Source organism: Anaeromyxobacter paludicola (genome assembly GCF_023169965.1).
Classification (GTDB): Bacteria; Myxococcota; Myxococcia; order Myxococcales; family Anaeromyxobacteraceae; genus Anaeromyxobacter_B; species Anaeromyxobacter_B paludicola.
In genome coordinates this window covers 1,823,353-1,834,959 of the sequence record NZ_AP025592.1, presented here as the reverse complement: position 1 = coordinate 1,834,959, position 11,607 = coordinate 1,823,353, and the positions used below count along the sequence as shown (strand labels likewise).

The window sequence follows — 11,607 nt, the reverse complement described above, 5'->3', positions numbered from 1 at the left end:
CGAATCCGAGCGCCGGCTCGAGGATCAGGGGAGGGGCCCCAGGATCTCGATCCCGTGCCGCTCCGCGGTCGCCACGAGCCGCGGCACGTCCGGCGCCGCCGCGGGAGGAAGCTCGGCCCGCGGCGCCGCGACGCCGAAGTCACGCACGAACTCGAGGAACCCGGCCGGATCGCAGAGGACGAGCATCCGCACCGGCGAGCGGGTCCGGAACCCGTGCGCCACCCCGTGCGGGATGTGCACGAACGCCCCGGGACCGGCCTCCACCGCGCGCCCGCCCTCCAGGAACAGCGTCATCCCACCTTCGAGCACGTAGAACGACTCGTCGTCCTCCCGGTGCCGGTGGAAGGGGGTCTCGGAGCCTGAGGGCAGCGAATTCTCGGCCAGCCCGAACCGCGCGCCGCATCGCGCGGAGGCCTTCACGGTGACGAGGTTGTCGAGGAACCAGATGGCCTCGCCCGCGCCGGGGGCGTGGACGATGACCTCGGGGGCTTCGGCGCAGGACCGACGCTCGGCGTTCGCGTGCATGTGGGCACCTCCTGGCCCTCGAAGCTAGCCGGTGCGCCGCCGCGCCGGTAGACTGCGTAGATGCGTTCCTATGGTCGAAAAACGGACCAGCCGCTCCCGGTCGCCTGGGACGACCTGCGCACCGCGCTCTTCCTGGCGCGGGCGGGGTCGGTCCGGGGCGCCGCGCGCGCGCTCGGCGTCAGCCACTCGACGGTGCTGCGCCGGCTCGCCGGCCTGGAAGCGGCCGCGGGCGTGCGGCTCTTCGACCGCACCGCGTCGGGCTACGAGCTCACGCCGGCCGGGCAGGACGTCTTCGACACGGCGGGCCAGGTGGAGGACGTGGTGCTCTCGCTCGAGCGCCGGGTCCAGGGGCGCGACCTCCGCCTGTCGGGGCCGGTGCGGGTGACGATGCCGGATCCGTTCCTGCCGCTGCTCCTCCCGGCGCTGCGCGAGCTCGGCCAGGCGTACCCGGACATTGCCCTCACGGTCTCGGGCACGGTCGGCTTCGCGGACCTGGCGCACCGGGAGGCCGACGTCGCGCTGCGCGTCGCGGCGGAGCCGCCGCCGGACCTCGTGGGCCGCCGGGTCGCCGTCGCGGGCGCGGCGGTCTACGGGGCGGAGCGCTACCTCGCGGGCCGCTCGACGAAGGACCTCGCGGCGCTCGACTGGATCGCCTGGGACGCGACCCCGCCGATGGCGCTCGACGCTTGGAGGAGGGCGAACGTGCCGGACGCGCGGGTGGCGCTCTCGGTGACGACCGTGGCGGGCCTGCGCGACGCCGTGGACGCGGGGCTCGGCGTGGCGGCCTTCCCGTGCGCGCTCGGCGGCGCGATGGCGGGCTGGCGGTGCCTCCGGCTCCTGCACGAGGCGGCGACGCCGCTCTGGGTGCTCACGCACCAGGACCTGCGGACGACGGCCCGGGTGCGCGTGGTCCGCGACTTCCTCGCGGGCGCCATCGCGGCCCGGCGCGCGCTCATCGAGGGCCGGGCGCCGCCGCCGCGAGCGCCCCAGCCCTGAACGGGGTTCCTCGCGCGAGCGTCGAAGCGCCTCGACGGGGGCGCCCCGCTTCGCAGCGCCGCCCCCCGCCCGCCGCTAGGCTGCCCGAGTGCTCCCCGAAGTGAACCGCCCCTCGCGCGACCCGCCGGCCCCGAACCGGCTCCGGGCCGTCCTGGGCTTCGGCTTCGGCCTCGCCATCGTGATCGGCACGGTGGTGCCGGTCAGCTTCGCGAACTCGTCGCTCACGGCGCGGCACCTCCCGTCGCTCCTCCCCTGGATCGCCGCCTGGGTGGTGGGCGGGCTCTACGCGCTGCTCGGGGCGAACGCGCAGGCGGAGCTCGCGACCATGCTGCCCCGCGCCGGCGGTCCCTACGTGTACGCGAAGGCGGCGTACGGCCCCTGGGGCGGGTTCCTCGTCGGCTGGGCGGACACCCTCATCAACACCTGCGGCCTCGCCGCGCCGCTGCTGCTCGTCGGCGGGTTCCTGGGCGAGCTCTGGCCGCCGGTCACGCGCTTCAGCACCGCGATCGCGGTCGCCGGGGTGGTGCTCGTGGCGGCGGTGAACCACGCCGGCATCGGCGCCGGAGATCGCGTGCAGAAGGTCAGCGCGGCCGGCTGGGGCGTCGTGCTGCTCGCGTTCGCCCTGCTGGCGATCGTCGCCCCGGCGCCCGCCAGCGCGCCGGCGCCCGCGGGGGCCGCCCCCGGCGCCGCCCCGGCCTGGCTGCCGGGCGCGGCGGCGTTCGCGGCGGCGCAGCGGCTCATCCTCTTCTCGTACTCCGGCTGGAACGCCCCGGTGTACCTCGCCGAGGAGCACGTGGACCCGGGGCGCCAGCTCCCTCGCGCCATGTTCGTCGGCATCGGCCTCACCGTCGTCATCTACGTCGTCGTGAACGCGGCGCTGGCCCACGTGCTGACGATGCAGGGGCTCGGCGCCGCGCCGTTGCCGCTGGTCGCCGCCCTGCGCGCGACGGGCGGCCCGCTCGCGGTCGGCGCGGTGGTGGTCCTCTCCGCCGTCTCGATGCTGGGCGGGCTGAACGCGGGCCTGCTCTTCACCTCGCGGACGCTCTACGCGCTGGCGCGCGACGGCTTCGTGACGCGCGGGGCCACGACCGTGAACGCGGGCGGGACGCCGGCCCTGGCGCTCTGGCTCGTCGCGCTCGCCGCCATCGGCTTCCTCGTCTCGGGAACCTACGACGAGCTGCTCGCCGTGTTCGCCGGCGTGGCGGTCGCGAACGACCTGCTCATGGCCGGCGCCGTGGTGGTGCTGCGCCGGCGCGCCCCGTCCCTCCCGCGGCCCTGGCGCGCGCGAGGCTACCCCTGGACCCTCCTCGTCCTCGGCGCCGCCGACGCGGTCCTCGCCGCGTCGCTCGCCCGGGAGAGCCCGGCCCAGACCGCCTGCGCGCTGGCGCTCCTCGTCGCGAGCGTCCCCGTCTACCTCGCCCTCCGGCGCCGGCGCGTGGGAGCGCGGCTCGGCCCGTCCGGGCGATGAGCGCGGGCGCTCAGTCGATCGGCGTGCTCCGCCCGTCGTGGCTCACCACCGGGATGGCGCCCAGGTCGACCCCGTCCACGCAGCGCAGGTTGAAGGCCACCATCTCGCCCCCGCCCGGCTTCTCGCCGCGCGCGAAGGAGCGGACCCCGCAGTGCCGGCAGAACGTGTGGTGGATGCGCTTCTTGCCCCACTGGTAGTCGGTGAGGGCGTCCGCGCCCCGGAGCAGCTCGAACCGCTCCGCCGGCGCGAAGGCGAGCAGGGCGCCGGTCTTGGAGCAGATCGAGCAGTTGCAGCTCACCGCCCGCTCGACCTCCGCCGTGACGCGGTAGCGCACCGCGCCGCAGTGACAGCCGCCCTCGTAGGTCTTCTCCGCCATGCGTGCTCCTCTCGCCGGAATGCCGGGGTCCGAGGTTCTTCTGGATCCTCCGGCCGCCCCGCGCAACGAGAACCTTCCTCGTCCCGGGACCCGGGGCGGGGCCTCCGTGAGCGCGGCGCCGCTCCTCCGATGAGGCTGCACGTTCCGGCGGGCGATCCTAAACCTCATCCGGAGTGGCCGAGGCTGCGTCGCCCGGGCGGCGAGCGTGCGGGCGCTCTCCTCGCTGACGAGGGCGGTGCCGTTCATGCGAATGCACCCACTCGACTGGCTGGTCTCCCTGGCCCTTCCGCGCGGCAGGTTCTTCTGCGATGGATGGGGCGATCGCGCGCTGATGGCAGGGATGTCGGAGGAGGAGCTGCTCGCGACGGCCGCGCCGCCCGAGGTGGGCTGGCGTCCGGCGCGCCGGGTCGGGGAGCTCACGGTCCAGGACGGGGTCTTCGAGAGCCCGGAGCGGCGGCTGCCTGCGCGGGTGCGCGAGGCCCGGGTGCGCCGGCTGGCGCGGGCCGGCGAGCCACCGCGGGCCGCGCTGGTGCTCCTCGCCTCGAGCGGCGATCAGGGCTACCTGGTGCGGACCGAGCTGGTTCGCCCGCTCCTGTCGCGAGGTGTCGCGGTCTTCCTGCTCGAGAACGCCTACTACGGCGGGCGGCGCCCTGCCGGCCAGGGCGGCTACGAGGCGCGGACGGTCTGCGATCTCTCGCTCATGGGGCTCGCCACCGTGAAGGAGGCGAAGGCGCTGCTCGCGCTGGCGCGGCGCGAGTGCGAGCGGACGTGCGTCGCGGGCTACAGCATGGGCGGCAACATGACGGCGGTGGTGGCCGCCACCGTGCCCTTCGCCGTGGCGGCGGTCCCGATGGCCCCCTCGGCCTCTCCGGCGCCGGTCTTCACCGAGGGGGCGCTGCGCGTCTGGCCGGACCTGCGGGCCCTGGCGGTCGAGCGCGACGACGAGGAGGCCGCGCGAGAGCGGCTGCGCGCCTGGCTGGCGCGCTTCGACGCGACGCTGCTGCCGATCCCTCGCGCACCGGGCGCGGCCATCGTGGTGGGGACGCGCCACGACGGCTTCGTGCCGCCGCGGGAGATGGAGCGGCTCGCCGCCCACTGGCGCTGCGAGCTGCGCTGGCTCGAGGCGGGCCACGCGTCCGGCTACCTGTTCTACCGGGACGAGCTGCGGCGAGCGATCCTCGACGCCCTCGGCCGCCTCGAGGAGCGCGTGTGAGCGGCGACGCCTCCTCCCCGGCGGCTCCGGCGCTCGAGCCGCGCGTGCTCGCCGAGCAGGTCCGGATCCTCTACGCGCGCGCCCCCGTCGCGCAGGTGACGGTGGTGGTGAACGCGGCGATCGTCTCCTGGGTCTTCCGGCGCCTGGTCCCGCCGGCGCTCTCGCTCGCCTGGATGGGCGCGCTCTGGGCGCTGGCGGCCCTGCGGCTCGGGCTCCTCCGCAGGTACCGCCGAGCCCCCGGAGGCCCCGCCGAGGCGCCGGTCTGGGCGCGGCGCTTCACGCTGGGGGCCCTCCTCACGGGAGCCGGCTGGGGCGCCGCCGCCCTCGTCTTCTACACGCCGAGCCTGCCGCTCCATCAGATGTTCCTCGCCTTCGTCCTCGGGGGCATGACCGCCGGCGCGGCCTCCAGCAACGCCAGCTACTCGCCGGCCTTCTTCGCGTTCGCCGGCCCCGCGCTCCTGCCGATGGCGCTCCGGCTGGCGGCGGCGGGCGAGCCGGTCCAGGCCTCCATGGCGTTCCTGGTGGCGCTGTTCGGGTTCGCCATCGCCGCGATCTCGCGCAGCGGAGGCTGCGCCATCCAGGACGCCATCCGGCTCCGGTTCCGCAACGAGGTCCTGCTCGAGTCCCTCACCCAGGCGCAGCGGCGCCTGCAGGACGCCAACGCCGACCTCGAGCAGCGCGTCCGCGAGCGCACCGGCGAGCTCGAGCGGCTGCTCGAGGTCAGCACCGAGGCGCGCGAGGCCTTGCGCGAGTCGGATCGGAGGAAGGACCACTTCCTCGCCGTCCTCTCGCACGAGCTCCGGAACCCGCTCGCGCCGATCGTCAACTCGCTCGCGCTGCTGGATCGCTACCCGAGCGGCAGCCGGCAAGCGGCGCTGGCGCGCGAGGTCCTCGGCCGGCAGACCGGCCACCTGGCCCGGCTCGTGGACGATCTCCTCGACCTGACCCGGATCTCGAAGGGCAAGATCGAGCTCCGGCGCGCGCGCCTCGAGCTGGGCGAGGTCGCCCGGCGCGCCTGCGAGGACCACCGGACCCTGCTCCAGGACCAGGGCATCGCGCTCCGCGTCGAGGGCTCCGGCGCGCTCTGGGTCGACGCCGACGCGACCCGCATCGCGCAGGTGATCGGCAACCTGCTCCAGAACGCGGCCAAGTTCGGCAGCCCGGGCGGTACCGTGGTGGTCCAGGTGGCCCAGGTCCAGGGCGAGGCGGTGATCCGGGTGCGGGACGACGGCGCCGGGATCTCGCCCGACCTGCTGCCGCGGCTCTTCGAGCCGTTCGTCCAGGCCGAGGTGAGCCTGGCGCGGAGCCGGGGAGGGCTCGGGCTGGGGCTCGCGCTGGCGAAGAGCCTGGTGGAGCTGCACGGCGGCCGGATCGAGGCCCATAGCGACGGGCTGGGGCGCGGCTCCGAGTTCGTGCTGAGCCTGCCGCTCGCCGCGGCGTGCCAGCCGTCCGCCCCCGGACCGGTCCGGGCGGAGGGCGGGCGCGCGCTGGAGGTGCTGGTCATCGAGGACAACCGGGACGAGGCCGCCTCCCTCGCGGCGCTCCTCGAGGCCGAGGGCCACCGCGTGCACGTCGCGGCCGACGGGCAGACCGGGATCGCGAAGGCTCACGAGCTGGAGCCGGCGGTCATCCTGTGCGACATCGGCCTGCCCGACGTGGACGGATACGAGGTGGCCCGGACGCTCCGGAGCGGCCACCACAACTGCGCGCGGCTCATCGCCCTCTCCGGCTACGCGCTGCCCGAGGATCGCCGGCGGGCCGAGGAGGCGGGCTTCGACGCCCACGTCGCCAAGCCGCCCGCGGTGGAGGCGCTCCTCGACCTGGTCCGGACCGGCGCCGGCCGCTGAGCGCCGCTACGGCGCCTGCTTCCTGGCCTCGTGCAGCGCGAAGGCCGCGCCCTGCGGATCGAGGAGCTGCGCGATGCGGCCGCCGGGCACGTCCATGGGGCCGTTCAGGAGCTTCCCGCCCTTGCCGGTCGCCCGCGCGACGGCGCCCGCGAGGTCGTCGGTCGAGGTGTAGTAGAGCCACCCCGGCGTCCTCGGAGCGCCCTGCGGGATCCGCATCATGCCCCCGAGCCGCCGCTCGCCGAGGCCGAAGATCCGGTAGGTCCCCATGGGCCCCATGTCCATCTCGTCGAGGAGCTTCCACCCGAAGAGCTTCGCGTAGAAGTCGAACCCGGCCACGTGGTCGGTCGTCATGAGCTCGCTCCAGCAGAACTCGCCGGGCCTGGCGGGATCGTGCGGCGCCATGTCCCCCTGATTGGGAGCGAAGGTGGAGAGCACGGCCCCCTGCGGATCGCCGAGGACCGCGAACCGGCCGACGGTCGGGATGTCCGTGGGCGGCTTGTGGACCTTCCCGCCCAGCTCCGCCGCCAGCCGCGCCGTCGCGTCCACGTCGGCGACCTGGACGTGCGCCATCCAGTGGGGCGGCACGCCCCGCTGCGCGAGCTCGTCGGTCAGCGCCATCACGCCCCCGAGCGGCCCCTGGCTCCCCACCCACATCACGTAGTCGGCGTTGAACGGCTGGGTCTTCCAGCCGACCACCTCGGAGTAGAACGCCACCGCGGCGGGGACGTCCCGGGTCAGGTGCTCGTACCAGACGAACGAGCCCACGTTCGCGCTTGCCATGGTTCAGGACCTCCTGGGCGGCGCCGGCGGGCGCCTCGGGTCCGGGACCCCATAGCGCGGCGCCAGGGCGCGATCCGGGGTCCGCTCGGGGCGCCTCGCGCGCGACGGGCTGGGACGAAAGTCCGTTCCGTGGTGTTCTAGGCCACATGAAAGCAAGCAGATGGCTCCTCCTCGCCGGGGCGCTCGCGCTCTCGGGAACCGTGGCCGGGCTCTGGTCCACCCGCGCCCCCGCGCCGGCCACGAGCAAGGACGCGGCGACCCGCCCGGCCAGCGGCGCCACCGGGCCGGCGCCAAACCGCCCGCGGGTGGTGGACATGAGCCCGCTCCTCACCGCCCGGCGCGTGGCCGCCCTGGCCACCACGCCCGAGGAGCAGGAGCTGGCGCGGCAGGCCGAGCGGCTGGCCGACCACTCGGTCGATCTCGCGTTCGTGGACGCCATGCGGCGCGCGGTGGACGAGCAGCCGCCCCCCACGCCGGAGGTCCGCGAGCTCGCGGCCCGCAAGTCGAAGGCCCGGGCGGCGGTGGAGGCCGGCGAGCAGCGGGTGGCGCAGCTCACCCGGGAGGCCGCCGCCGCCTCGCCGGAGGACAAGGAGCAGCGGCTCGACGAGGTGGAGGTGGCCCGGGCGCAGCTCGAGCTCGATCGCGACGAGCTCGGCGCGGCCTCGGATGCGCTCGAGCGCGCCGGCGGCGATCCCCAGGCCCGCATCAAGCGGCTCAAGGAGGCCTACGAGGCGGCGCAGAAGGAGCCGCGCGCGGCGGCGGCGGTCGCGTCCGGCGGTCCGCCAGCCAGCCTGGTCGGGAAGCTCCGGGCCTGGTCCGACCAGCGCGCCGCCATCGGCCAGCTCGCCCAGGCCCAGCGCGAGGCGCGCGAGAAGGCCCAGCTGCTCGGCGGCTGGAAGCAGCGGCTCGCGGCCCAGCTGCAGCCGGGGGCGCCCCCGCCGGCGGGAGGGGTCGCGCCTCCGGCCGCCGCCATCCATCGCCGGCTCGGGGTGATCGCCCAGCGCATCCAGAACCAGCAGGACCTCGCCGACGTCTACGCCGACTGGGCGTCGCTCGCCGAGGCGCGCGCCCGGAGCGTGCTGCACGCGCTCCTCGTCGGCGTGCTCCTCGCGCTCCTGGTGCTCGCCGCCACCTTCGGGGCGAGCCTCCTCCTCGACCGCGCGCTCCGGCGCAAGGAGGGGGACGAGTTCCGGCGGAGCACCCTGCGCACGGTCGCGAAGGCGGCGGTCCAGCTCGCGGGCGTCCTGGTGGTGCTCTTCATGCTCCTCGGCGTCCCGGCGCAGGCCACCACCATCCTCGGCCTCGCCGGCGCCGGCCTGACGGTCGCGATGAAGGACTTCATCGTCGCCTTCTTCGGCTGGTTCATCCTCATGGGCCGCAACGGCATCCGCGTGGGCGACTGGGTCGAGATCAACGGGGTGGGCGGGGAGGTGGCCGAGATCGGGCTGCTCCGCACGGTGCTCCTCGAGACCGGGAGCTGGAGCGACGCGGGCCACCCGACCGGCCGCCGCGTCTCCTTCGTGAACAGCTTCGCGATCGAGCGCCACTTCTTCAACTTCTCCACCTCGGGGCAGTGGATGTGGGACGAGCTGCGCGTGCTCATCCCGCTCGGCCAGGACCCGTACCCGATCATCGACGGGGTGCAGAAGCTGGCGCGGCAGGAGACGGCGGCGAACGCCAAGCTCGCCGAGCAGGAGTGGCTCAAGGCGACCACCAAGTACCGGGTGCGCACCTTCTCGGCCGAGCCCGGGATCAACGTCATCCCGACCAGCAGCGGGGTGGAGGTGGACGTCCGCTACATCACCCGCGCCTTCGAGCGGCACGACAGCCGTCGGCGCCTGTACGACGCCATCATCGCGCTGATGCACGGCAAGCGGACCAGCGGCGAGGTGGTCGGGGCGGCCTGACCCGGGCGGCGGCGCCGGCCGGGGGCGCGTCCCCGGCGCCGGCCCGCCGAGCCCTTGCGGGGGCTGCGGCCGCGTGCGAGAGTCCGCGCCCGAACCGGGCGTCAGGCACGCCCGCCGACCCCTCCAAGGAGCCCGCACCATGAAGAGGATCCTCCTCGCCGCGCTCTGCCTCGTCGCCCTCCAGTCCCGCGCCCTCGCCGCCGACGGCTCGCTCCAGGCCGTGAAGCAGAAGGGCAAGCTCGTCCTCGGCCTCGACGACTCCTTCCCGCCCATGGGCTTCCGGAACGAGTCGAACCAGATCGTCGGCTACGACATCGACCTCGCGAAGGAGGTCGCGAAGCGGCTCGGCGTGCAGCTCGTCCCCCAGCCGATCGACTGGAACGCGAAGGAGCAGGAGCTCAACACCCACAAGATCGACTGCATCTGGAACGGCTTCACCATCACCGACGAGCGGAAGCAGGCGATGGCCTTCACGAAGCCCTACCTGCGCAACGCCCAGGTGGTGGTGGTGAAGAAGGGCTCGCCGTTCACCACGCTCGCCAGCCTCAAGGGCAAGAAGGTGGGGCTCCAGGCCGGCTCCTCGGCCGCCAACGCCCTCGACGCGGCGCCGGCGTTCAAGAAGTCGCTGAAGGAGGTGGTCGAGTTCAAGGACAACCTCACCGCGCTCATGGACCTCGAGGCCCGCGGCGTGGACGCGGTGGTGATGGACCTCATCCTCGCCAACGACAACATCCAGCGCTCGAAGAAGGCCCTCGTGGTCCTCCCCGAGTCGCTCTCGCCCGAGGTCTTCGGCGTCGGCTTCCGCAAGAACGACCTCGCCCTCCGCGACGGCGTGCAGGGCGCGCTCGAGGCGATGCGCAAGGACGGCACGCTCGCGAAGATCACGACCCAGTGGTTCGGGTCGGACATCTCCGTCGTCGGCAAGTAGCGGGAAGGGCGTCCGCGCATGACGAAGATGCTGGGGGCGATGGCCGAGGGGTCCGTCGTCTCGCTCGAGGTCTTCTTCCTGACCCTCGCGCTGGCGCTGCCGCTGGCCCTGCCGATCGCGCTCGGACGGATGTCGTCCAGCCGGCTCGTGCGCGGCCCGGTGCACGCCTACATCCTCGTGATGCGCGGGACGCCGCTCATCCTGCAGCTCCTCTTCGTCTACTTCGCGCCGTACTACCTCTTCGAGTCCTCGTACGACCGCTTCACGGCGGCCATCGTGGCCTTCACGATCAACTATGCCGCCTACTTCGCCGAGATCTACCGCGGCGGCATCCAGTCGATCCCGAAGGGCCAGTACGAGGCGGCCAAGGTGCTCGGCTTCGGCCGGGCCGACACCTTCTTCCGGATCGTCCTGCCGCAGGTGGTGAAGCGGATCCTGCCGGCCACCGCCAACGAGGTGATCACGCTCGTGAAGGACACCGCGCTCGCCCAGACCATCGGCGTCGCCGAGCTCTTCCGGGTGGCGCAGAACGCCTCGGCCCGGCAGTTCTCCACCACGCCCATCTTCATCGCCGGGGCCTTCTACTTCGTCATGAACTGGGCGGTCTCCGAGCTCTTCCTCCGCCTCGAGCGGAAGCTCGCCTACTACCACTGAGCCGGATCGCCGCATGGACGTCGTCACCGTCGAGCACCTGTCGAAGTCCTACGGCGACCTCCGGGTGCTGTCGGACCTCTCCTTCTCGGTGCACCAGGGCGAGGTGCTCGCCATCATCGGCCCGTCGGGCTCGGGCAAGTCCACGCTCCTGCGCGCCATCACGCACCTCGAGACGGCGACGAGCGGCACCATCGCCATCGCCGGCACGCCCATCGTGAAGGACGGGGTCTACGCCGACGCGGCCACCTTGCGCGGGGCGCTCCTGAAGCTCGGCCTGGTGTTCCAGGACTTCAACCTGTTCCCGCACTTCTCGGTGCTCCGGAACGTCACCGAGGCGCAGGTGCGGGTGCTCGGGCGCAAGAAGGCCGAGGCGCGCGACCGCGCCCTCTCGCTGCTCGACAAGATGGGGCTCGCGGGCAAGGCCGACGCCTATCCCTGCGAGCTCTCCGGCGGCCAGAAGCAGCGCGTCTCCATCGCGCGCGCCCTGGCGCTCGACCCGCAGGTCCTCCTCTTCGACGAGCCGACGAGCGCCCTCGACCCGGAGCTGACCGGCGAGATCCTGAAGGTCATCCGGGCCCTCGCGGCCGAGAAGATGACGATGGTGGTGGTCACCCACGAGATGCACTTCGCCCGCGACGTCGCCGACCGCGCCATGCTCATCGACGGCGGCGTCGTCGTGGAGGAGGGGCCGGCGCGGGAGCTCATCGACAACCCCCGGAACGAGCGGACCCGGGCCTTCCTGCGGCGGTTCTCGCAGGGGGGACCGGGCTGAGCGCACCGCGGCGCTCGCCGGTGCGGCGAACGTCGCCCGAGGGACTTGCGAGCGGCGCAAAAGAGCGTACGATCCGATCGTAGTCCCACCAGCAAGGAGGCTGAGATAGCAGAGCCGTTGCGACATCCGACAGCTTGGCAG

The 11,607-nt window shown here is 74.0% G+C and carries 11 protein-coding genes; 8 read left to right on the top strand and 3 right to left on the bottom strand.

All coding sequences use genetic code 11. The annotated features are described in order from the left end of the window. Window positions 1-24: 24 nt before the first annotated feature. On the bottom strand, window positions 25-525 hold the full coding sequence (locus AMPC_RS08590; protein ID WP_248345731.1) for a cupin domain-containing protein: 501 nt from the start codon (window positions 523-525) through the stop codon (window positions 25-27). 60 nt (window positions 526-585) lie between these two features. Between AMPC_RS08590 and AMPC_RS08585 the strand changes: the two genes are divergently transcribed. Together AMPC_RS08585 and AMPC_RS08580 are read left to right on the top strand one after the other, a co-directional pair. After that, the gene (locus AMPC_RS08585; protein WP_248345730.1) at window positions 586-1,521 is read left to right on the top strand and encodes a LysR family transcriptional regulator; all 936 of its coding nucleotides are present in this window, start codon (window positions 586-588) and stop codon (window positions 1,519-1,521) included. Between the two features lie 88 nt (window positions 1,522-1,609). Then, the gene (locus AMPC_RS08580) at window positions 1,610-2,989 is read left to right on the top strand and encodes an APC family permease (protein ID WP_248345729.1); all 1,380 of its coding nucleotides are present in this window, start codon (window positions 1,610-1,612) and stop codon (window positions 2,987-2,989) included. Between the two features lie 10 nt (window positions 2,990-2,999). Here the strand turns inward: AMPC_RS08580 and AMPC_RS08575 are convergent, their stop codons facing one another. After that, window positions 3,000-3,365, bottom strand: a complete 366-nt coding sequence (locus AMPC_RS08575; protein ID WP_248345728.1) for a GFA family protein — start codon at window positions 3,363-3,365, stop codon at window positions 3,000-3,002. Window positions 3,366-3,696: 331 nt separating this feature from the next. On the opposite strand from AMPC_RS08575, the gene AMPC_RS08570 reads away from it, so the two are divergent. Then, window positions 3,697-4,578 carry an alpha/beta fold hydrolase gene (locus tag AMPC_RS08570; protein ID WP_248345727.1) on the top strand — a complete coding sequence of 294 codons (882 nt, stop codon included), beginning with the start codon at window positions 3,697-3,699 and terminating at the stop codon, window positions 4,576-4,578. Beyond that, window positions 4,575-6,425: an ATP-binding response regulator gene (locus AMPC_RS08565; RefSeq protein WP_248345726.1), complete on the top strand. Its 1,851-nt coding sequence runs from the start codon at window positions 4,575-4,577 to the stop codon at window positions 6,423-6,425. The genes AMPC_RS08570 and AMPC_RS08565 overlap by 4 nt, the downstream gene beginning before the upstream one ends. Window positions 6,426-6,431: 6 nt before the next feature. On the opposite strand, the gene AMPC_RS08560 is transcribed toward AMPC_RS08565, so the two are convergent. Beyond that, window positions 6,432-7,205: a VOC family protein gene (locus tag AMPC_RS08560; protein WP_248345725.1), complete on the bottom strand. Its 774-nt coding sequence runs from the start codon at window positions 7,203-7,205 to the stop codon at window positions 6,432-6,434. Window positions 7,206-7,351: 146 nt separating this feature from the next. Here AMPC_RS08560 and AMPC_RS08555 point away from each other — a divergent pair, with 146 nt between their 5' ends. The 4 genes from AMPC_RS08555 (at window position 7,352) to AMPC_RS08540 (ending at window position 11,466) form a co-directional block, all read left to right on the top strand. Beyond that, window positions 7,352-9,112 (top strand): mechanosensitive ion channel domain-containing protein, encoded by a 1,761-nt coding sequence (locus AMPC_RS08555; RefSeq protein ID WP_248345724.1) that lies wholly within the window; start codon window positions 7,352-7,354, stop codon window positions 9,110-9,112. 139 nt (window positions 9,113-9,251) lie between these two features. Then, window positions 9,252-10,040: an amino acid ABC transporter substrate-binding protein gene (locus AMPC_RS08550; protein WP_248345723.1), complete on the top strand. Its 789-nt coding sequence runs from the start codon at window positions 9,252-9,254 to the stop codon at window positions 10,038-10,040. 18 nt (window positions 10,041-10,058) lie between these two features. Beyond that, window positions 10,059-10,694 (top strand): amino acid ABC transporter permease, encoded by a 636-nt coding sequence (locus tag AMPC_RS08545; protein WP_248345722.1) that lies wholly within the window; start codon window positions 10,059-10,061, stop codon window positions 10,692-10,694. A 13-nt stretch (window positions 10,695-10,707) separates the two neighbouring features. Then, a complete protein-coding gene (locus tag AMPC_RS08540) occupies window positions 10,708-11,466 on the top strand; it encodes an amino acid ABC transporter ATP-binding protein (protein ID WP_248345721.1) in 759 nt (252 codons plus the stop codon). Window positions 11,467-11,607 lie beyond the last annotated feature (141 nt).

Bases quoted from the DNA above. Each gene is read 5' to 3' on its own strand.
- AMPC_RS08585 (WP_248345730.1), top strand. From the start codon at position 586: ATGCGTTCCTATGGTCGAAAAACGGACCAGCCGCTCCCGGTCGCCTGG.
- AMPC_RS08545 (WP_248345722.1), top strand. From the start codon at position 10,059: ATGACGAAGATGCTGGGGGCGATGGCCGAGGGGTCCGTCGTCTCGCTC.
- AMPC_RS08575 (WP_248345728.1), bottom strand. From the start codon at position 3,365: ATGGCGGAGAAGACCTACGAGGGCGGCTGTCACTGCGGCGCGGTGCGC.
- AMPC_RS08555 (WP_248345724.1), top strand. From the start codon at position 7,352: ATGAAAGCAAGCAGATGGCTCCTCCTCGCCGGGGCGCTCGCGCTCTCG.
- AMPC_RS08570 (WP_248345727.1), top strand. From the start codon at position 3,697: ATGGCAGGGATGTCGGAGGAGGAGCTGCTCGCGACGGCCGCGCCGCCC.
- AMPC_RS08540 (WP_248345721.1), top strand. From the start codon at position 10,708: ATGGACGTCGTCACCGTCGAGCACCTGTCGAAGTCCTACGGCGACCTC.
- AMPC_RS08560 (WP_248345725.1), bottom strand. From the start codon at position 7,205: ATGGCAAGCGCGAACGTGGGCTCGTTCGTCTGGTACGAGCACCTGACC.
- AMPC_RS08550 (WP_248345723.1), top strand. From the start codon at position 9,252: ATGAAGAGGATCCTCCTCGCCGCGCTCTGCCTCGTCGCCCTCCAGTCC.
- AMPC_RS08590 (WP_248345731.1), bottom strand. From the start codon at position 525: ATGCACGCGAACGCCGAGCGTCGGTCCTGCGCCGAAGCCCCCGAGGTC.